The sequence below is a fragment of the Pseudomonas sp. genome (assembly GCF_030690725.1).
GTDB lineage: Bacteria > Pseudomonadota > Gammaproteobacteria > Pseudomonadales > Pseudomonadaceae > Aquipseudomonas.
Genome location: NZ_JAUYGD010000053.1, coordinates 70,404 through 89,036, shown reverse-complemented (window position 1 = coordinate 89,036; position 18,633 = coordinate 70,404). Strand labels below are relative to the sequence as shown.

Here is an 18,633-nt window from a genome sequence, read left to right as displayed (position 1 = left end):
GCTCTCCTTACTTGGTACGCGCGACGTGCTCGAGCAACGCGCTCAGCTCATCCAGCTTAGCAGAGAGTGCTTCAACATCCTGCTTGGACGGGATACCAATGCGGTTCAGGGCGCTGGCAACGCGGTTGTCGAAGGCTTTCTCGATTTTGTCGAGCTGCACTTCAAACTTGCCTTTGACGCTGCTGACGTTGCTGGTGACAGTGCTTTTAACGCTGTCGATCTGGCTGTTGGCTGCTTCAACTTGTTCGTTGACCAGTTTTTTGCCTTGTTTTTCAACGCCTTCGCCGCTCTTCACGAGTTCTTTGAAGTACTCGGCACCTTCCTGGCCCGCTTTGGCGTAAGCGCCCAGGCCAGCCAAGTAAATCTTGCGGGCGTACACTTTTGCGTCGCTCAGCACGCTGCTGGCTTCTTCAACGACGGCTTTCTTTTTAACGGCAACTTTCGACATGGTGCACCTCACTCTAAGTGTTTCGAGGAAACGCCCACGGAATGCAGGCTTAGGAGCACGGTATCGATGAAAATTAGAAACCGCATACTAAGCCTGTAAAAAATTACAGAAAGCCATCTTTAAGAATGCCCAGCAACGGCCATAAAAACCTCACGCCTGCAGATTCTTATCCAGCACTTCTTCAATTTCGCGCTTGATGCTGCTGCTCATTGCCGACAACAACAGCCCCAGGCTGAGCTGCACACGCACGCTGTGCTCATGCACTTCAATACGGCCATCCGCGCCGCTGCGCTTGAACTCCAGGTTGTCGCCATTCCAGCGGTAGCGCACGTCGTATTCGCGGGCCAGGCGCTCGGCCAGTTGCTCGGCTTTTTCCCGGGCGACTTCGCGCCCCAGGGAGTGGGGACGTTCGACGGTGATCTTGGCCATGGCATTTCTCCTCGCCAGTTAACTGCGACCTTAGGTCGCGAGACTATAGCAAGCTGCGCGGGTGCAAAGCCTTCAGGCTTTTACTTGCGCGCGCGGCTTGAAGCCTAGGGCGGCTTTTAGGTTTAGAATGGCCGCCACTTTAGATGCAGCCTCTGTGTTTTAGGAAAGGGCAAGATGAACGATCCGCGCAAGAGCAGCGACAGCGAACCCACCACGCACTTTGGTTTCCAGAGCGTGCCGGAAAGCCAGAAGGCGGAAAAAGTCGCCGAAGTCTTCCACTCGGTGGCGGCCAAGTACGACCTGATGAACGATGTGCTGTCGGGCGGTATGCACCGCCTGTGGAAGCGTTTCACCATCGAACTGTCGGGCGTGCGCAGTGGCAACCGGGTGCTGGATATCGCCGGCGGCACCGGCGATCTGACCCGTAAGTTCTCCAGCCTGGTCGGTCCGACTGGCGAAGTGGTGCTGGCTGATATCAACGAATCGATGCTGCGTGTCGGCCGTGATCGCCTGCTCGACAAGGGCGTGGCCGGCAACGTCAGCTTCGTCCAGGCCGATGCGGAGAAACTGCCGTTCCCGGACAACCACTTCGACGTGGTGACCATCGCCTTCGGCCTGCGCAACGTGACGCATAAAGAGGACGCCATCCGTTCGATGCTGCGCGTGCTCAAACCGGGCGGTCGCCTGCTGATCCTGGAATTCTCCAAACCGTCCAGCCCGCTGCTGTCGAAGTTCTACGACGCCTACTCGTTCAAGTTCATGCCGCTGGCCGGCAAGCTGATCACCAACGACGCCGAAAGCTACCGCTACTTGGCCGAGTCGATCCGCATGCACCCGGATCAGGACACCCTCAAGGCTATGATGGTTGAAGCCGGCTTCGAGCGCGTGACCTTCCACAATATGACCGGCGGCATCGTCGCCCTGCACCGCGGCATCAAGCCCTGATGCTGCTGACCGGGCTGCTGGCCGGCGTCGAACTCGGCCTCAATCGCGTATTGGCCATGGACAGCACCGCGCTGCCGCGCCTGGCGCGCTTGAGTGGCCGGGTGATTGCCGTGGAGTGCGCCGCACCGAATCTGCAGCTGTTTATCCTGCCCAGCGCCAGCGGTCTGCAACTGGCCGCGCAGTGGGCGGGTGAAGCGGATTGCCACCTGCGCGCCCCCGCCGCCAGTCTGGTGCGTCTGGCCTTGAGCCGCGACAAGACCAGCATCCTGCACAGCCCGGACGTCAGCCTGGATGGCGATAGCGCCGCCCTGCTGGAACTGGCCGGAATCCTTCAGGATCTCGAGCTGGACTGGGAATACGAACTGTCGCGCTGGCTCGGCCCGGTCGGCAGCCAGCTGCTCGGTGGCCATCTGCGCAGCCGAGTGAACTGGAGCAGCCAGGCGCTCGACAGCCTGCGCCTGAACCTGGCCGATTACCTCAGTGAAGAATCCCGCAGCCTGGTCGGCCAGCGCGAAGCCGATGCGCGCTTCGCCGAACTGGACCACCTCAAGCTATCCCTCGACCGACTCGACGCGCGCATCGAGCGCCTCGCCCAACGCCATAAGCCCATCGCATGAAGCTGCTTGCCGTTCGTCGTCTGTTGCGTATCCAGCGCGTAGTCATTCGCTACCAGCTGGACGACCTGTTATTCGCCCTGCCGCTGCCCTTCTGGGCACGCGCGCTGCGTTATGTATTGCCCTGGCGCTGGCTGCCACGCCGCGACTTGTTGCTGTCGCGCGGTGCACGCTTGCGTTTGGCGCTGGAGGAACTGGGGCCGATCTTTATCAAGTTCGGCCAGCTGCTTTCCACCCGCCGCGACCTGCTGCCAACCGATATCGCCGATGAGCTGGCCAAGCTGCAGGATCAGGTACCGCCCTTCGATCCGGCCAAGGCGCTGGCGCTGATCGAGTCCCAGCTGGGTGCCAAGGTCGGTGAAGTGTTTGCCCGCTTTGATACGCAGCCGCTGGCCTCGGCCTCCGTCGCCCAGGTACATGCCGCGCAGCTGAAAAGCGGCGAAGAGGTGGTGGTCAAGGTCATCCGCCCCGGCCTGAAACCGGTGATTGAGCAGGACATCGCCTGGTTGTTCCTGCTCGCCAAAGTGGCCGAGCGCGCCTCCGCAGACGCGCGCCGGCTACGCCCGGTGGAAGTGGTCAGCGATTACGAAAAGACCATTTACGACGAGCTCGACCTGCTGCGCGAAGCGGCCAACGCCAGCCAGCTGCGGCGTAACTTTGAAGGCTCGCCGCTGCTCTATGTGCCGCAGGTGTACTGGGACTATTGCCGGCCGAAAGTGCTGGTGATGGAGCGTATCTACGGCATTCAGGTCACCGACCTGGACACCCTGGCCGACCAGCGCACCGACATGAAACTGCTGGCCGAGCGCGGCGTGGAGATTTTCTTCACCCAGGTGTTCCGCGACAGCTTCTTCCACGCAGACATGCACCCCGGCAATATCTTCGTCAGCACCCGCACACCGTGGAATCCGCAGTACATTGCCATCGACTGCGGCATCATCGGCAGCCTCACCGCCGAAGATCAGGACTACCTGGCGCGCAACCTGATCGCCTTCTTCAAGCGCGATTACCGCCGCGTGGCGCAGCTGCATATCGACTCGGGCTGGGTGCCGGCGGAAACCAAGATCAATGATTTCGAGGCGGCAATCCGCACCGTGTGCGAGCCGATCTTCGAAAAACCACTGAAGGACATCTCCTTCGGCCAGGTGCTGCTGCGCCTGTTCCAGACCGCGCGACGCTTCAATATGGAAGTGCAACCGCAACTGGTGCTGCTGCAGAAGACCCTGCTGAATATCGAAGGCCTCGGGCGTCAGCTGTACCCGGATCTGGACCTGTGGAGCACCGCCCAGCCGTTTCTCGAACGCTGGATGCGCGAGCGCATCAGCCCGCTGCACCTGCTGCGCAACCTGCAACTGCAGGCCGAGCAGGTGCCGCACCTGTCGCAGATCGCCCGCGAAACCCTGGAGCGCCTAAACCAGCAACCGACCAGCCGTCAGGAACAGCCTGCACCGAGCCGCCAATGGCCGGCCCGCCTGCTCGGCGCAGCGCTGATCGCTGGCGCGGCTACACAAGGCCTGGCATTAAGCCTGATCGCCTGGCCGAGCTGGCTGATGCTCGCCGGCGGCCTCTATCTGGTGCTGCGCCGATAGCCACACCGGGTGCGCACTGGCACACTAGCTTTCTGAATCAAACAGCCCGAGATGGGCGGATAGCGCAATGACTGACTGGCTCGACGAAATCAACTGGAACGCGGACGGCCTGGTGCCGGCCATCGCCCAGGACCACAAAACCGGCCGCGTGCTGATGATGGCCTGGATGAACCGTGAGGCCCTGACCCTGACCGCCGCCGAGCAGCGTGCCATCTACTGGTCGCGCTCGCGTGGCAAGCTGTGGCGCAAGGGTGAAGAATCCGGCCATGTGCAGAAGCTCCACGAGCTGCGCCTGGATTGCGACGCCGACGTGATCATCCTGATGGTCGAGCAACTGGGCGGCATCGCCTGCCATACCGGTCGCGAGAGCTGCTTCTATCGCGTCTATGAGAATGCCGAGTGGAAAACCGTCGATGCGGTACTCAAAGACCCGCATGCCATCTATGCCGCAGGAGGCAGTCATGAGTAGCGCGGACATGACCGACACCCTGAGCCGCCTGGCCGAAGTGCTGGAGTCGCGCAAAGGCGCGGCCGCCGACAGTTCCTATGTCGCCAGCCTGTACCACAAGGGCCTGAACAAGATTCTGGAAAAGGTCGGTGAGGAATCGGTGGAAACCATCCTCGCCGCCAAGGATGCTGCCGTCAGCGGTGACTGCAGCGATGTGATTTATGAAACCGCCGACCTGTGGTTCCACAGCCTGGTCATGCTCGCCGCACTCGGCCAGCATCCCCAAGCCGTACTGGACGAACTGGACCGGCGTTTCGGCTTGTCCGGGCACGCGGAAAAAGCTGCGCGCGCACAAGACTGATTAACCCTTAAATTACGGAGTACGCGTTATGGGATTCGGTGGCATTAGCATCTGGCAACTCCTGATCGTCCTGCTGATCGTGGTCATGCTGTTCGGCACCAAGCGCCTCAAGGGCCTCGGCTCGGATCTGGGCGATGCGATCAAGGGCTTCAAGAAGTCCATGGGCAACGAAGAAGACAAACCTGCCGTGGAAGAACCCAAAGGCCAGACCATTGACGCTCAGGCGCGCAAGGTCGAAGAGCCGGCGAAAAAAGACTAAGCCATGTTCGATATCGGCTTTACCGAGCTGCTGCTGATCGCGGTGGTCGCCCTGGTGGTGCTGGGGCCTGATCGCCTGCCCGGCGCAGTGCGCACGGCCGGTTTGTGGATCGGCCGGATCAAACGCAGCTTCAGTGCGATCAAGGCTGAAGTCGAGCGCGAGATCGGCGCGGATGAAATCCGCCGCCAACTGCATAACGAGCAGATCCTTGAGCTGGAGCGGGAAATGAACGCGATGAAGCAAAGCCTCAACGCGCCGCTCAGCAGCATCACGGAACCGAGCCCTGCCACGCCCCCAGCAGCAGAGTCGGCCGCCGCGACTGATAGCACCCGCCAGGATAAAAGCCCGCAGCCATGAGCCAACGACCGGACAGCGATCAGGAAATGCCCCTGGTCTCCCACCTGACCGAACTGCGCACGCGCCTGCTGCGTATTGTCGGCGCCGTCCTGCTGCTGTTCGCCGGACTGTTCTATTTCTCCCAGGACATCTACGCGCTGGTCGCCGCGCCGTTGCGTGCCTACCTGCCCGAAGGCGCGACGATGATCGCCACCGGGGTGGCCTCGCCGTTCCTCACGCCGTTCAAGCTGACGCTGATGGTTGCGCTGTTTTTGGCGATACCGATCATCCTGCATCAGATCTGGGGCTTTATCGCGCCCGGGCTGTACAAGCACGAGAAGCGCATTGCCATACCGCTGCTGATCTCCAGCATCCTGCTGTTCTACGCCGGCATGGCCTTCGCCTACTTCGTGGTGTTCCCGATCATGTTCGGCTTCTTCGCCAGCGTGACCCCGGAAGGCGTGGCGATGATGACCGATATCGGTCAATACCTGGATTTCGTCCTCACCCTGTTCTTCGCCTTCGGCGTGGCGTTCGAGATCCCGATTGCCACCTTTCTGCTGATCTGGATCGGCGTTGTCGACGTTGCCACCCTGCGTAAAAGCCGGCCCTATGTGGTAGTCGGCTGCTTTGTCGTCGGCATGGTGCTGACTCCACCGGACGTGTTCTCGCAAACCCTGCTGGCCGTGCCCATGTGGCTGCTGTTCGAAGCTGGCCTGCTCTGCGGCAGCCTGGTCAAACGCCGCGCCGAACAGGACGCGGCGGCTGAAGCCGAAAGCGACAGCCCCTCCAACGACCAGCCGCCCGCCGCGCAACCGTGAACCTGCTGCTACTGGAAGACGGCGACTTTATCGCCGCCGACCGCGTGCTGCTTAGCGGCCGCCGCCTCAAGCACCTGCATGAGGTTCATCGCGCCGAAGCCGGCGACAGCCTGCGTGTTGGCCGCCTGAATGGCCTGATGGGCAGCGGTCAGTTGCTGCGTCTGGATGCCGAGCATGCCGAGCTGTCGATCCAGCTCGACCAACTACCGCCGGAAAAACTGCCACTGACCCTGCTGCTGGCCCTGCCCCGACCGAAGATGCTGCGCCGCGTGCTGCAAACCGTCAGCAGCATGGGCGTGCCTCGGCTGATTCTGCTGAACAGCTACCGGGTGGAAAAAAGCTTCTGGCAGACGCCTTTTCTGGAACCCGCAGCCATTCGCGAGCAACTGATCCTTGGCCTGGAGCAAGCCCGCGATACCGTGCTGCCGGAAGTGATTATCGAAAAGCGCTTTAAGCCCTTTGTCGAAGACCAACTACCAGGCATCGCAGCCGATACCCTGGGTCTGGTCGGCCACCCCGGTGACTTCCCGGCCTGCCCACGGGCAGTCGAACAGGCCGTGACGCTGGCCATCGGTCCGGAAGGTGGCTGGATTGCCTACGAAGTGGAAAAGCTTGCCGAAGCAGGCCTGCAACCGGTGCAACTGGGCGCGCGGATTCTGCGGGTGGAAACCGCGGTTACTGCCTTGTTGGCGCGACTTTTCTAAACGAACACCTGACTATGTAGGAGCGGGCCATGCCCGCGAGTGGCGGTATCTGGGAAATCGCTCGCACGCATGGCGTGCTCCTACGGTTTCTCTCCAGTCTATTGTGCATGCCAATGCACAGGTAATAGCTGCCCCTTGAGCGCAGGCGCTTCTTCCAGCTGAACATCCCTAGGTTCAAGCGGCTCTCCACAATCCGAACACACCAGCACGCCATGCATCGGCTGCCCACAGGTGCGGTGTATATGCCGAATCGGCGCACCCTCGGCGCCGCTCATATGGCGGTCGCCCCAATGCACCAGGGCCATGATGGCCGGATACAGATCGCGGCCCTTGGCGCTCAGGCAGTATTCCTCACGCAACGGCCGCTGCTGATAGGCCACCTTGTCCAGCACCCCAGCGTCCACCAGCTTTTTCAGCCGCTCGGCCAGCACGTGGCGGGTAATCCCCAGGCGTTTCTCGAACTCGTCGAAACGACGAATACCGAGAAAGCTCTCGCGCAGCACCAGCAGCGTCCAGCGGTCACCCACCACCGATAACGTGCGAGCCAGGGAGCAGGGTTGCTGCTCAAGTTCTTCCCAACGCATAAGCCAGTCTCCAACCGCAATGGCTCACCATAGCTTGACAGGTTCCAAAATGGAACTGACTATCAAGCACGGTTCCAAAATAGAACTTATGGAGACTGCAATGAGCGAACGCAAAGCAATTCTGGTCGTCGGTGCGGGGGATGCCACGGGCGGCGCCATCGCCAAGCGCTTCGCCCGCGAGGGCTATGTCGCCTGTGTGGCAAGGCGCAATGCCGAGAAACTTGGCCCACTGGTAGCAGAGATCGAAGCGGCTGGCGGAACGGCTCGCGCCTTTGGTTGCGATGCGCGGATCGAAGAGCAAGTGGTCGAGCTGTTCGCCACCATTGAGCGCGAGGTCGGCCCACTGCATGCGGTGGTGTTCAACATCGGCGCCAACGTGCAGTTTTCCATTACCGAAACCACCGAACGGGTCTATCGCAAAGTCTGGGAAATGGCGGCGCTGGCTGGTTTTCTCACCGGCCGTGAAGGGGCCAAGGTCATGCTGCCGCGTGGCCAGGGCACCATCATCTTTACCGGCGCCACAGCTTCCTTGCGCGGCCGGGCGAATTTCTCCGCCTTCGCCAGCGCCAAGTTCGCCCTGCGTGCGTTGGCCCAGAGCATGGCCCGCGAACTCGGCCCCAAAGGCATCCATGTCGCGCACCCGATCATCGACGGGGCCATCGACACTGCGTTTATCCGCGATACCTTTCCCCAGCTTTACCAACTTAAGGATCAGGACGGCATCCTCAACCCCGAGCACATTGCCGACACCTACTGGCAGATCCATTGCCAGCCTCGCGATTGCTGGGTGCATGAGCTGGATCTACGGCCATGGTCCGAGACGTTTTAACAACTGCGCGCTCTCCCAATAACAAGACCTCCCAAAGGAGCATGTAATGAGCAAAACCCTAGAGTTCTTTTTCGATTTCGGCAGCCCGGCCAGCTACCTGGCCTGGACTCAGTTACCGCGAATTGCCCGCGAAGCCGGCGCGCAGATCGTCTGGCGACCGATGCTGCTCGGCGGCGTATTCAAGGCCACCGGTAACCAGTCGCCGGTCATGATTCCGAGCAAGGGCGCCTGGATGCTCAAGGACCTGGCGCGTTTCGCCAGTCGCTACGGCGTGCCGATGGCCTTCAGCCCGGGCTTCCCGATCAACACCCTGACGCTGATGCGCGGCGCGGCCGGCTATGAAAACAGCGAGCGTTTCGAGCACTACGTGAAAACCATCTTCGGGGCGCTATGGGTGCAACAGAAGAACCTCGGCAAACCTGAAGTAGTCGCCGAAGTGCTTAGCGCCGCTGGCTTCGACCCGGCCGAGTTCGAGCACCTGGTCAGCGATGAAGTGGTCAAAGAACGCCTCAAGGCCACCACCGAAGAGGCGGTCAAACGCGGCGTGTTTGGCGCACCGACGTTCTTTGTCGGCAGCGAGATGCACTTCGGTCAGGATCGCTTGGATTTTGTCGCCGAAGCCCTGGCGCGCTAGCTTTCTAGAAGAAAGGTCACCGGCCCATCATTAACCAGATGCACCTGCATATCGGCACCGAACTGGCCGGTAGCGACCTGCGGGTGCTTGGCGCGGGCCTGGGCGACCAGCAGGTCGAACAGTTCAGCACCCAGCGTCGGCGGTGCAGCGCTGGAGAAACTTGGCCGTAGGCCGCTCTTGGTATCGGCAGCCAGGGTGAATTGCGAGACCAGCAGCAGACCGCCGCCAATATCGCTGAGCGACAGATTCATCTTGCCGGCCGCATCGCTGAACACGCGGTAGTTGAGCAGTTTGTGCAGAGTTTTCTCGACGCTGGCCGGAGTGTCCTGCGGCTCAACGCCGACCAGCGCCAGCAGGCCCTGATCAATCGCGCCAACCACCTCACCCGCTACTTCCACCCGTGCACCGCGCACGCGCTGGATCAGTGCCTTCATGCTTCGTCCGGAGCCAGGTTGAGCAGGCGCCGCGCCAGTTCATCCGCCGCACGCACCAGGGCGTCGGTGATCCCGGTTTCGGCCGCCGAATGGCCGGCGTCGCGGATGATCTGCAGTTCGCTGTTCGGCCAGGCCTGATGCAGTGCCCAGGCGTTGTCCAGCGGGCAGATCACGTCATAGCGGCCATGCACGATTACCCCCGGCAGGTGGGCGATCTTCGGCATATCGCGCAACAGCTGATCGGTTTCGAGGAAGGCGTTGTTAACGAAGTAATGACATTCGATGCGGGCGATCGACAGCGCGCGGTGGGCGTCGCTGAAGCGGTCGACCACCTGCGGATTAGGGCGCAGGGTGGCGGTGCGGCCTTCCCAGGTCGACCAGGCTTTGGCGGCGTGCATCTGGGCAATCTGATCCGGGCCGGTCAGCCGTTTATGGAAGGCTTGTACCAGATCACCACGCTCATCGGCCGGGATCGGCGCCAGGTAGTCTTCCCAGTAATCGGGGAACAGGCGGCTGGCACCTTCCTGGTAGAACCACTGAATTTCCTGTGGGCGACACAGGAAGATGCCGCGCAGAATCAGCCCATGCACGCGCTGCGGATGGGCCTGGGCGTAAGCCAGGGCCAGGGTCGAACCCCAGGAGCCGCCGAACAGCACCCACTTGTCGATACCGAGGTGCTCGCGGATTTGCTCCATGTCGGCGATCAGCGCCTGGGTGGTGTTGTTGTCCAGGCTGGCGTGGGGGGTGGAACGGCCGCAGCCACGCTGATCAAAGGTGACGATGCGATAGAGGTTGGGGTCGAAGTAGCGCCGGCTGGCAGCGTCGCACCCGGCACCCGGGCCGCCATGGATAAACACCACGGGCAAACCATCCGGCGAACCACTTTCGTCGACATAGAGCACGTGCGGCGCCTGCACCGCCAGCTCATGACGGGCGTAGGGTTTAATCTCCGGATACAAGGTCTGCATGGCATGCTCCTGAATTGATGCGTAACTTGACGGCTGGCGAAGGTGATTCGCCTGTCGCGGCCGCCTAAAGCCCTGCCGGGCATCATAACCATGAAAAAGGAGTTGAGCATGCCAACAAGGATATTTGCCTTAGCTTTCCTAATGTTTTGCACCCTGCTCGCCGGTTGCGGCGCCAAGGATGACCCGCAAGCAGCGCTGGAAGCGGCCGTGCAACAACTGCAGGACAATCTGGAGGCGAAGCAGAACAGCGCGGTACTCGACCAATTGCACCCGCAGTTTTCGGCCCAGGGGGAGTTCGACCGCGAGTGGGCGCAGCGCACCATGTTGCTGCTGTTTATGCGCCACAAGAACGTCAAGGTGCTGGCCCTGAGCAAGAACAGCTACCTCGATACGACCTACCGCGAAAAAGGCCACACCGAGGCCCAGGTCGGTCTGGCCGGCGCCGAAGGTTTGATACCCGACAGTGCCCGTCACTACAGCGTAAAACTGGAATGGTGGCTGGAAGGCGATGAGTGGAAGCTGGCGCGGCTGAACTGGGAATAGATGATTAGAGGAGCCAAGGAATAAACATCTTGCTGCGCTGCATATAGTCGCGGTACGCCTCACCAAACTGCTGCAAACACTCGGCCTCGTCGCGCTTGGCGGTCAGCCAGAGTGCCAGGCTGGCCAGTAATGCCAGAACCAGGCTCAGGCCATTGGGCTGTTTGCAGGCCACGCCCCAAGCCAGCAACAGCAGCGAGGCGTACAGCGGGTGGCGGATCAGGCGGAAGATGCCGCTGGTGACCAACTGCGAGGTGCGCTCGAAGGCGAACAGCTCGGCATCCGTACGCTGCCCATCGGGACGGCCCATACGCCGAAGCTGATAGAGGCCGGCAAACAGCAGCAGCAAAGAGGCGAACAACAACAGCCAGGACAGGCGCTGATGCAGGGCAAAACGGTCGACAAACCAGACCGGCCCGTTAAGCACCAGCAAGGCCAAAATCGCCTCCCAGGCGAAGAACCGGTAGAAGCCGTGGGACTGCGGCCGCAGCAACGCCCGCCAGGACAGCGCCAGCAACACCAATGTCCCCAGCCCGAAGGCCAACCCCTGCAACCAGCCCATAACGCCTTCTCCCACTCCGCCCAATAATCCGTCAAAGCCAGGCGCTGCGTGACCTGCAGCCCCTCTGTTACACTGCCGGCCTGTTTACCTCGGCCGCCCGCAATGGATCGCACTCAACTGCACAGCCTGCTGCCCCACCAAGGCCCAGCCCTCTGGCTGGATGGCCTGTTGGCGCATGACAGCCTGAACATTCAGGGCCTGAGTGCCTGGCGCTATCTGGACACATTTGGCACCGACGCCTCACCCTGCCTGCTGTTCGAGGCGGCCGCCCAATTATGCGCCGCGCATGGTGCCTTATACGGCGATGCCAGTGCCATTGAAATGGCACTGGTCGGCAAGCTCTCGCAGTTGCAGCTGCACCATGAACCGACCCAGCGCAGTGGCGCGCTGCAGGTCAGCGCCCAGCAAGAAGCGCTAAGCCCGGCCGGCGCGCTGTATGCCTTCAGCATCCATAGCGAGCAACGCCTGCTGCTCGACGGCAAACTGCTGCTGGTGCTGATCCATGCTTGAACTGCGCAATGTCGTCCACAGCTATCCAGGAGCCAACCGCGCCGCACTGCAAGGCATCGACCTGCAGCTGCAGGCCGGCGAATGCCTGGGCCTGCTCGGCAGCAATGGCGCCGGCAAGACCACCCTGCTCTCGCTGCTGAGCGGCGTGCTGGCGCTGCAGCAGGGCGAGCTGCGCTGGGAGGGCCAACCCAGGCTCGGCCTGGTGCCGCAACAGCTGGCCTTCTATGCCGGGCTCAAGGTGGGCGAAAACCTCGAACTCTTTGCCGACCTCTATCGCCTGCGCGGCAATGAGCGCCGCCAGCGCCTGCAGCAGTGCATCGAAATCTGCGCCCTGCAAGACAAGCTGACCCGGCGCAGCGAGCAGCTCTCCGGCGGCGAACAGCGGCGCTTGAATTTCGCCATCGGCCTGCTGCAACCCGCCGATCTCTATCTGTTCGATGAAGCCACCGTGGGCGTCGATGCGGCGAGTCGTCAACACTTGCTGGCCGCCGTGGAACAGCTGACCGCCGAGGGCAAGGCGGTGATCTACACCAGCCACTACCTGGAAGAGGTCGAGCGGGTGGCGCAGCGCATTCTGCTGCTGCACGAAGGTCAGGTGCGCCTGGACCTGGACAAGCGCCAGCTGCTCGGCGACGACCACGGCCTGCTGCTGGAATGGCCGGACGCGCCACCCGCCGGCCTTCACCAACTGCTCGCGAGCCTGCAGCTGACGGTCGAAGTGCTGCCCAAGGGCCTGCGTATTGCCGCCCTGAACGGCCAACAGCTGCTGGCAATCAGCGAATTTGTTGCCGCGCAGGATGGCCTGCCCAATCTGCTGCGCTTTGGCCGCCCTTCGCTCGAGCAGCTCTACCTGCGCCTTAACGGAGGCCGGCTATGAGGCTCTGGGCGCTGGCGCGCAAGGAAGTGCTGTTGCTGCTGCGCGACCCCCATGCGCTGGCCGTGCTGTTTATTATGCCGACCCTGTTTCTGCTGCTGATGGCAGGGGCCATGTCCAGCTATATGCAGGACAAGCCGCCGGCGCTGCGCCTGATTATCGAAGCGCCGCACGACGACGCCAGCCAGTTCTTCCGCGACGCTTTGCAGGCGCAACTGCCGGACAGCCAGCTGTTCGACGAGAGCAGCGAAAGCCTGGCCCATGTGCGCTTGCCCGCAGACTTCTCCGACAAGCTGCTGGACAGCCCGCATCAAGGGCCGAGCCTGAGCTTCCCGGCGCAGTTCGACAAACTCTCGCGCCAGCGCTTGCACAGCGCGGTGAGCATCGCCCTGGCGCAGACCCGGCTGCTGGCCTATCTGGAAGATAGCGGTGTGATCGATGCCGAACTAAGCCGCGCCGAGCGCCTGCAACTGGTGCAGCAGCGCACCCAGAGCCAGATCAATGAGCAGGAACAGCTGGCCAGCGGCGACCTTAGCGGCCGTGCCAACGCCACCCAACTGAGCGTGCCGGCCTGGCTGATTTTCGGCATGTTCTTCGTCGTGCTGCCCATGGCCGGTGGCTTTCAGCGCGAACAACAAAGCGGCACCCTGCTGCGCCTGCGCTGCCTCGGGCTAAACCTTGGCACCCTGGTGTTGAGCAAACTGCTGCCGTACTTCGCCATCAACCTGCTGCAGTTCGCTCTGCTGCTGAGTATTGGCGTCTACGGCCTACCACTGCTTGGTCTGCCGGCGCTTAGCCTGCCCGGTAGCGCCGTGGCCTACCCGCTATTGGCCATCAGCATCGCTCTGGCCACCTGCAGCCTGGGCTTGCTGCTGGCCGCATTGGCGCGCAGCAACGAGCAGGCGCTATTGCTCGGCGGCGGTATCAATATCCTCCTCGCCGCGATTGGCGGGATTATGGTGCCGAAAAGTGTAATGCCGGCGGCCATGGCCCAACTGGCGGAAATCTCCCCAATGAGCTGGGCGCTGGATGCCTTTCTCACCCTGCTGGTGGGCCACGGCTCACTGGCCGACATCGCCCCCTACTGCGCACGCCTGCTGCTGTTTGCAGCGCTGTGCGGCGTGGCCGGGCTGCTTTTGTTCACCCGACGAGTACAGCGCACGCAATGGACCACTCACTACTAGAACAACAACTCAAACAACTGCTGATCCGCGAGTGCGACAAGGAAGATGATATCGACTGGCAAAGCATCAGCGATGACGAGCCACTGTTCGGCGCGAAGAGCCGTATCGCCATGGACAGCCTGGATGCCCTGCAAGTCTCCCTGGCGCTGCAGCAGCACTACGGCGTGCGTATTGAGGGCGCCAAGGACGGTCGACGCATCCTCGGCACTATCGCCAGCATCGCCGCCTATATCAGGCAGCAGCAGTGACCCCGATCTATCTGCAACGCGCCGCCCTGCACTGCGCCCTGGGTGATGACCTGCACAGCGCCGCCCGCGCCCTGCAAAGCGATCAGCCGCCCCAGGGCGAGCCCTTTGTGCTGCATGAAGTGCTTGAGCCGCGTACTTATCTGTACGCCACGAAAACTGGCGAAAGCCTGAGTGAGCGCCTGGATCGCCTGCTCGGCGAAACCCTCGGTGCCAATCCTCAGGCACTCGACGACTGCCTGCTGATTATCGCCAGCACCAGCCTGGATATCAGCGAACTGGAAGCCCTGACCCGCCAGCAGCAGGGCTTTCGCCCGGAAGACTCAACGCCGCTGGATCTGCTCGCCAGCCAGCTGCGCCAGCGCTGGGGTTTTGCCGCCGCCTTTACCCTGAATACCGCCTGCACCAGCGCCGCCAACGGCCTGCTGTATGGTGCCCGGCTGGTCAACACCGGTCAGTACGCCCGCGCCCTGGTGCTGAGTTTCGAAACCCCCAGCGCTATCGCCAAGCAGGGTTTCGGCGCGCTGATGCTGACCAGCCCCAGCGGCCAGTACCGGCCCTTTCACCCCGAGCGCGACGGCCTGCTGCTGGGCGAAGCCTATGCCGCCGTGCTGCTCGGCCGCGAGCCGGATGACGCACCCTTGGCGCGCCTGCTGGGCGGTTTTAGCGCCTGCGACACCAGCAGCCTAACCACCACCCGCGAAGATGGCAGTCATATCCACTGGGTCATGCAACAGGCGCTACGCAGCGCCAGCTGCACGGCGGCGCAGATCGACCTGGTGAAACTGCACGGCACCGCCACCAGCGCTAACGATGTAGCCGAAAGCAACGGCATGCGCCTGCTCTATGGCGAACAGATGCCGGGCCTAAGCCTGCTCAAACCCTGGCTCGGCCATACCCTGGGTGCCTGCGGGCTAAGTGAAAGCCTGCTGCTGCTCAAGGCCCTGCAAAACGGCCCACTGCCCGGCGTGAGCTACGCCAGCGAAGCACTGCTGCCATTGAGTGCAGAACCGCAGCAACTGGCGGCAGATAGCCTGCTGCTGACCAACTTCTTCGGCTTTGGCGGCAATAACGCCAGCCTGGTATTGCAAGGCTGCGCTCAGGGGGACATGACATGCCGGTAATAGCCGCCAGTGAAGTCCATGGCCTGGCCAGCACGGATGACAAACAGTTGAAGGCAGCCCTCGGCCAGTGGCTGGACAGCCCGCCACGGCGTATCGACCGCCTGATCCTGCAATGCCTGCTGGCCGCTGCGCCCCTGAAAGCACAGGTGCGCAACAACTGCGGCCTGTACCTGGCCTCCGCCCACCCGGCGCGGGCCACCATGGGCGCGTTGCTGGAAGCGGTGTACGTGCAGCACAAACAGCCCAAGCCCTTCGAGTTTGTGAATAGCGTCAGCAACGCCGCCGGCTTTCATATCGCCCAGCAACTGGGCATCGACGGGCCGAATCTATTTATCGGTGCTGGCGAGCAGGTCTGGGCGCAATTGCAGACCCTGGCCAATCTGGATTTGCAGGATGGTTTGATCGAGCAGGCGTTGCTGCTGGTTTGTGATGAGCGGGGGGATTTCTGCGTGCAGGCGCTGCTGCTGGAGGGGGCGATAGCCGGGGCTTACGCCAACGACTTTGCCGAGCTAAGCCGTGGTGTCGAGGTGCTGCGCCTGCATCTGTAGGGTGGATGACGCTGTTTTCATCCCCCTGTGGTACTGATCGGTGGATCGATAAAGCACGATCCACCTACCGCTTGCTCCAGGCCGCCAGTTCCTGCATCAACCCACGCTCCTGCAGGGCAATGCTGCGCAGACTCTCGGCGATGGGCGCAAAGCTTGGCGTCTCACCCTTGTTGCGGCTGGCGCGTACGCAGGCCGAGGCGAACTGCCGCCAATCATCGCCGATCGCCGTCAGCTGGGCCGAGGCCTCCTGCAAGCTGGCGTCGCCGATCAGCTCGCCGGCCTCCTGCAAAAAGCTCGCGTACATAAAGCGAAAACCCGCACCGCCGGTGCCGATTTCTTCCTGCATGCGCACAATATGGGTCAGGTACAGACGGTTGTATTTGCTCTGCGCCGGATCGAGTCTGTCGATCTGCTTGGCCAGATGCTGGATGCCGCGAATACCGATCCAGGGCAGCGGCATGCCATCGAGAATGCGCGTGGTGGAGAGCACGCTCTGGCGGATCAGCTTGTTCCAGTCCTGCTCCAGCGGCACATCATCGAGCCAGTACATCAGCCCCTTGGCGGCCAGCGCACCTTTGGCGAAACGGGCTTTCTGCAGGTCTTCGGCGGCGCAACGCACCGGTTCTTCAAACACCGGGTCGCTGATCAGGTAGTCATTGCCCTCGCGGCCATAGGCCAGCAGGTTGTGCGCGTTGAAGTGAAAACGCATCTCCGGCGGAAAGTACGGCAACCAGAACACCGAACTCTGCAGCCCGGCCAGGCGACCGCTGTCCAGCGCGGCGTCCAGCTCACGACGGCCCTGCTCGGGATCGCCAAAGGTGCGCGTGTGCAGCTTCGCCCCCAAACGCTTACTCAGGGTCTTGATCAGGTGCTTGGGCGGCATGCGGTAAGCAATCAGCGGCATGCCGCTAAGTTTGACGATCGGCAGGTAGGCGAACGCCAGGCCAGACGCCAGGCCGAAGGCCATCGGCTCGCTTATCGGCAGACCGGCATGGGTCAACAGGCTGGCCATCACCCCGCTTTCGCAGTGGGCGCTCTGTTGATGCTGAAAGCTGCTCATGCCATGCCCTTCTGATAAGAAATCAATTGCTCAACGGGCAGGCCGAACGCCTCCGCATAACGCGCCAGGATGGCTGCCGACAGCTTGCGGTAAATCGTCGGGCGAAAATGCCGACGAATACGCCATTGCCACAGCCCGGTAATCTGCGCCAGCGCCGGCTCATCCAGGCGGTAGCGGTACATCAGGCACTTCAGTGGCGACAGCTCGCCGCGCTGCCAGCCCGCTTCGGCCTCGGCTTCCTGCTCCTGCAGTTCGGCTACAGCCAGCTGGGTGGCGAAGGCTTCCGGCTCCCAGCCATCGCTCTGCGCGCCCTGATAATGGCCGCTGGCATCCACGGCGTAGACCAACTTGCAGTGGCCGCCGTAAGTGGAGCTGTGATCCTGGGGAACCTCATCGAGCTTCATGTGTTGTCACCGTCCTGGCCAACCACTGTCAACTGCATAAAGGCGCTGGAGAAGCGCCCACTTTCTGGCACATAGCAGAGCAAACGCTGGCCGCTGCGCAGGCTACCTGAATTGAACAACTCATCAAGCATGATAAAGATCGACGCAGCGCCGGTATTGCCTTTGCTGGTCAGGTTGGTAAACCAGCGTTCTTGCGGAATCGGCAAACCCGCATTGGCCAGGCCCACGGACAGGCGTTCGCGGAAGAACTCCGACGAGTAGTGCGGGAGAAAATAATCGATCGCCTCGGCATGCAGCTCGCGGCGCGCCATGATGCGTTTGAGGGTTTCTTCGACGGTGTATTTGACGATGTTGTCGTTAAGCAGTTTGACGTCCTGCTTGATCGCCATCAGCGAGCGCCGATTGCGCTCAGCGCCTTCATAGCGGCTCCAGCCCTGCAGCTGGCCGTCGACCATTTCCGCCCCGGCGTACATGCACGGCGGCATCTGGTCGGCGAAGGAAAAGATGTCGATCCAGTCGATGCGCAGGCTCAGGCCCTTGCGGTTCGGCTGGCCCTGGAGCAGCACGGCACCGGCGCCATCGGAGAGCATCCAGCGCAGAAAGTCCTTCTCAAAGGCGATTTCCGGGTGGGTTTCCAACTCGTCGAGGCGGCTCTCATACTCGGCGTTGAAGTTGCTCGCCTGCATCAGCGTCGAAGCCACTTCCGAGCCACAGGCCACGGCGTTGCGGCTTTCGCCACTGGCCACGCTCATCCAAGCGTATTTCAGCGCGGTCATGCCGCACAGGCAGATACCGGCGGTGGACACCACTTCGCACGGTGGGTTGCCCAGTTCGCCCTGCACCATCACCGCATGGCCGGGCATGACCTGATCCGGTGAGGCGCTGCTGGCCACCAGACAATCAAGATCCGCCAGCTGGAAATCGCCGCCCAACAGGCCGCGAATCGCTGCCGCACTGACCTGGGCATTGTTCATGCTCGGCGCGCCGGTCTGCGGGTCGATCACATAGTGACGCTGCTGGATGCCGTTGCTACGCAAAATCAGCTTGCGCGCGCGCGACGGCTTGCCGCCGACCAGGCCCAGGCACGCTTCCATCTGCTCGTTGTCGACCGGCTCATGGGGCAGGAAAGCGCTGATGCGATTGATAAATACAGGTTGTACCACGGGACTTCCTCAGGTC

Annotated in this window: 27 protein-coding genes; 18 read left to right on the top strand and 9 right to left on the bottom strand. The window is 62.2% G+C overall.

Annotated elements, in window-relative coordinates; translation table 11 throughout:
* Positions 1 to 7: 7 nt before the first annotated feature.
* A complete protein-coding gene (locus Q8O69_RS13050) occupies positions 8 to 448 on the bottom strand; it encodes a phasin family protein (RefSeq protein ID WP_275962237.1) in 441 nt (146 codons plus the stop codon).
* A 150-nt stretch (positions 449 to 598) separates the two neighbouring features.
* Positions 599 to 877, bottom strand: coding sequence for a polyhydroxyalkanoic acid system family protein (locus Q8O69_RS13045; protein ID WP_275962236.1), 279 nt, complete (start codon positions 875 to 877; stop codon positions 599 to 601).
* A 174-nt stretch (positions 878 to 1,051) separates the two neighbouring features.
* Here Q8O69_RS13045 and ubiE point away from each other — a divergent pair, with 174 nt between their 5' ends.
* The 9 genes from ubiE to Q8O69_RS13000 all read left to right on the top strand — a co-directional run bounded on the left by ubiE (position 1,052) and on the right by Q8O69_RS13000 (position 6,954).
* Positions 1,052 to 1,822, top strand: a complete 771-nt coding sequence (gene ubiE / locus Q8O69_RS13040; RefSeq protein ID WP_090254901.1) for a bifunctional demethylmenaquinone methyltransferase/2-methoxy-6-polyprenyl-1,4-benzoquinol methylase UbiE — start codon at positions 1,052 to 1,054, stop codon at positions 1,820 to 1,822.
* Positions 1,822 to 2,439 (top strand): SCP2 domain-containing protein, encoded by a 618-nt coding sequence (locus Q8O69_RS13035; protein WP_305592751.1) that lies wholly within the window; start codon positions 1,822 to 1,824, stop codon positions 2,437 to 2,439. Before ubiE ends, Q8O69_RS13035 begins: the two co-directional genes overlap by 1 nt.
* Entirely contained in the window at positions 2,436 to 4,025 is a 1,590-nt protein-coding gene (gene ubiB / locus Q8O69_RS13030) for a ubiquinone biosynthesis regulatory protein kinase UbiB (protein ID WP_305592750.1), read from the top strand. The genes Q8O69_RS13035 and ubiB overlap by 4 nt, the downstream gene beginning before the upstream one ends.
* A gap of 67 nt (positions 4,026 to 4,092) precedes the next feature.
* Positions 4,093 to 4,494, top strand: coding sequence for a phosphoribosyl-AMP cyclohydrolase (gene hisI, locus Q8O69_RS13025; protein WP_305592749.1), 402 nt, complete (start codon positions 4,093 to 4,095; stop codon positions 4,492 to 4,494).
* Positions 4,495 to 4,501: 7 nt separating this feature from the next.
* Positions 4,502 to 4,834: a phosphoribosyl-ATP diphosphatase gene (locus Q8O69_RS13020; RefSeq protein ID WP_275962437.1), complete on the top strand. Its 333-nt coding sequence runs from the start codon at positions 4,502 to 4,504 to the stop codon at positions 4,832 to 4,834.
* Positions 4,835 to 4,862: 28 nt separating this feature from the next.
* The gene (gene tatA / locus Q8O69_RS13015) at positions 4,863 to 5,093 is read left to right on the top strand and encodes a twin-arginine translocase TatA/TatE family subunit (RefSeq protein WP_275962231.1); all 231 of its coding nucleotides are present in this window, start codon (positions 4,863 to 4,865) and stop codon (positions 5,091 to 5,093) included.
* Positions 5,094 to 5,096: 3 nt separating this feature from the next.
* Positions 5,097 to 5,450 (top strand): Sec-independent protein translocase protein TatB, encoded by a 354-nt coding sequence (tatB, locus tag Q8O69_RS13010; protein WP_305592748.1) that lies wholly within the window; start codon positions 5,097 to 5,099, stop codon positions 5,448 to 5,450.
* Positions 5,447 to 6,250: a twin-arginine translocase subunit TatC gene (gene tatC / locus Q8O69_RS13005; RefSeq protein WP_305592747.1), complete on the top strand. Its 804-nt coding sequence runs from the start codon at positions 5,447 to 5,449 to the stop codon at positions 6,248 to 6,250. The genes tatB and tatC overlap by 4 nt, the downstream gene beginning before the upstream one ends.
* Positions 6,247 to 6,954, top strand: coding sequence for a 16S rRNA (uracil(1498)-N(3))-methyltransferase (locus Q8O69_RS13000; protein WP_305592745.1), 708 nt, complete (start codon positions 6,247 to 6,249; stop codon positions 6,952 to 6,954). Before tatC ends, Q8O69_RS13000 begins: the two co-directional genes overlap by 4 nt.
* A 98-nt stretch (positions 6,955 to 7,052) precedes the next feature.
* Here the strand turns inward: Q8O69_RS13000 and Q8O69_RS12995 are convergent, their stop codons facing one another.
* Positions 7,053 to 7,538: a helix-turn-helix domain-containing protein gene (locus tag Q8O69_RS12995; RefSeq protein ID WP_305592743.1), complete on the bottom strand. Its 486-nt coding sequence runs from the start codon at positions 7,536 to 7,538 to the stop codon at positions 7,053 to 7,055.
* A gap of 100 nt (positions 7,539 to 7,638) precedes the next feature.
* On the opposite strand from Q8O69_RS12995, the gene Q8O69_RS12990 reads away from it, so the two are divergent.
* Both Q8O69_RS12990 and Q8O69_RS12985 read left to right on the top strand, forming a co-directional pair.
* Entirely contained in the window at positions 7,639 to 8,367 is a 729-nt protein-coding gene (locus tag Q8O69_RS12990; protein WP_305592741.1) for an SDR family oxidoreductase, read from the top strand.
* A gap of 46 nt (positions 8,368 to 8,413) precedes the next feature.
* On the top strand, positions 8,414 to 9,001 hold the full coding sequence (locus tag Q8O69_RS12985; RefSeq protein ID WP_305592739.1) for a 2-hydroxychromene-2-carboxylate isomerase: 588 nt from the start codon (positions 8,414 to 8,416) through the stop codon (positions 8,999 to 9,001).
* Here the strand turns inward: Q8O69_RS12985 and dtd are convergent.
* Positions 8,998 to 9,435 (bottom strand): D-aminoacyl-tRNA deacylase, encoded by a 438-nt coding sequence (dtd, locus tag Q8O69_RS12980; protein ID WP_305592737.1) that lies wholly within the window; start codon positions 9,433 to 9,435, stop codon positions 8,998 to 9,000. The genes Q8O69_RS12985 and dtd overlap by 4 nt on opposite strands.
* Positions 9,432 to 10,403: a prolyl aminopeptidase gene (pip, locus tag Q8O69_RS12975; RefSeq protein WP_305592735.1), complete on the bottom strand. Its 972-nt coding sequence runs from the start codon at positions 10,401 to 10,403 to the stop codon at positions 9,432 to 9,434. Before pip ends, dtd begins: the two co-directional genes overlap by 4 nt.
* A 108-nt stretch (positions 10,404 to 10,511) precedes the next feature.
* Between pip and Q8O69_RS12970 the strand changes: the two genes are divergently transcribed.
* Positions 10,512 to 10,946, top strand: a complete 435-nt coding sequence (locus Q8O69_RS12970; RefSeq protein ID WP_305592733.1) for a hypothetical protein — start codon at positions 10,512 to 10,514, stop codon at positions 10,944 to 10,946.
* Positions 10,947 to 10,950: 4 nt separating this feature from the next.
* Here the strand turns inward: Q8O69_RS12970 and Q8O69_RS12965 are convergent, their stop codons facing one another.
* The gene (locus Q8O69_RS12965; RefSeq protein ID WP_305592731.1) at positions 10,951 to 11,505 is read right to left on the bottom strand and encodes an isoprenylcysteine carboxylmethyltransferase family protein; all 555 of its coding nucleotides are present in this window, start codon (positions 11,503 to 11,505) and stop codon (positions 10,951 to 10,953) included.
* Between the two features lie 102 nt (positions 11,506 to 11,607).
* Here Q8O69_RS12965 and Q8O69_RS12960 point away from each other — a divergent pair, with 102 nt between their 5' ends.
* The 6 genes from Q8O69_RS12960 to Q8O69_RS12935 are packed head-to-tail and all read left to right on the top strand — an operon-like array spanning position 11,608 to position 15,990.
* A complete protein-coding gene (locus tag Q8O69_RS12960) occupies positions 11,608 to 12,015 on the top strand; it encodes a beta-hydroxyacyl-ACP dehydratase (RefSeq protein ID WP_305592729.1) in 408 nt (135 codons plus the stop codon).
* Entirely contained in the window at positions 12,008 to 12,892 is an 885-nt protein-coding gene (locus tag Q8O69_RS12955; protein ID WP_305592727.1) for an ABC transporter ATP-binding protein, read from the top strand. The genes Q8O69_RS12960 and Q8O69_RS12955 overlap by 8 nt, the downstream gene beginning before the upstream one ends.
* Positions 12,889 to 14,073 (top strand): ABC transporter permease, encoded by a 1,185-nt coding sequence (locus Q8O69_RS12950; protein ID WP_305592725.1) that lies wholly within the window; start codon positions 12,889 to 12,891, stop codon positions 14,071 to 14,073. The genes Q8O69_RS12955 and Q8O69_RS12950 overlap by 4 nt, the downstream gene beginning before the upstream one ends.
* On the top strand, positions 14,055 to 14,321 hold the full coding sequence (locus Q8O69_RS12945) for an acyl carrier protein (protein ID WP_275962216.1): 267 nt from the start codon (positions 14,055 to 14,057) through the stop codon (positions 14,319 to 14,321). The genes Q8O69_RS12950 and Q8O69_RS12945 overlap by 19 nt, the downstream gene beginning before the upstream one ends.
* Positions 14,318 to 15,442, top strand: a complete 1,125-nt coding sequence (locus Q8O69_RS12940; RefSeq protein WP_305592723.1) for a beta-ketoacyl synthase N-terminal-like domain-containing protein — start codon at positions 14,318 to 14,320, stop codon at positions 15,440 to 15,442. The genes Q8O69_RS12945 and Q8O69_RS12940 overlap by 4 nt, the downstream gene beginning before the upstream one ends.
* Complete coding sequence (locus tag Q8O69_RS12935) at positions 15,433 to 15,990, top strand: hypothetical protein (RefSeq protein WP_305592721.1); 558 nt, start codon at positions 15,433 to 15,435, stop codon at positions 15,988 to 15,990. Before Q8O69_RS12940 ends, Q8O69_RS12935 begins: the two co-directional genes overlap by 10 nt.
* Positions 15,991 to 16,054: 64 nt before the next feature.
* Here the strand turns inward: Q8O69_RS12935 and Q8O69_RS12930 are convergent, their stop codons facing one another.
* The 3 genes from Q8O69_RS12930 to Q8O69_RS12920 are packed head-to-tail and all read right to left on the bottom strand — an operon-like array spanning position 16,055 to position 18,617.
* The gene (locus Q8O69_RS12930; protein WP_305592719.1) at positions 16,055 to 17,050 is read right to left on the bottom strand and encodes a BtrH N-terminal domain-containing protein; all 996 of its coding nucleotides are present in this window, start codon (positions 17,048 to 17,050) and stop codon (positions 16,055 to 16,057) included.
* On the bottom strand, positions 17,047 to 17,454 hold the full coding sequence (locus Q8O69_RS12925; protein WP_275962212.1) for a hypothetical protein: 408 nt from the start codon (positions 17,452 to 17,454) through the stop codon (positions 17,047 to 17,049). Before Q8O69_RS12925 ends, Q8O69_RS12930 begins: the two co-directional genes overlap by 4 nt.
* A complete protein-coding gene (locus Q8O69_RS12920) occupies positions 17,451 to 18,617 on the bottom strand; it encodes a beta-ketoacyl-ACP synthase III (protein WP_305592716.1) in 1,167 nt (388 codons plus the stop codon). The genes Q8O69_RS12925 and Q8O69_RS12920 overlap by 4 nt, the downstream gene beginning before the upstream one ends.
* Between the last annotated feature and the right edge of the window lie 16 nt (positions 18,618 to 18,633).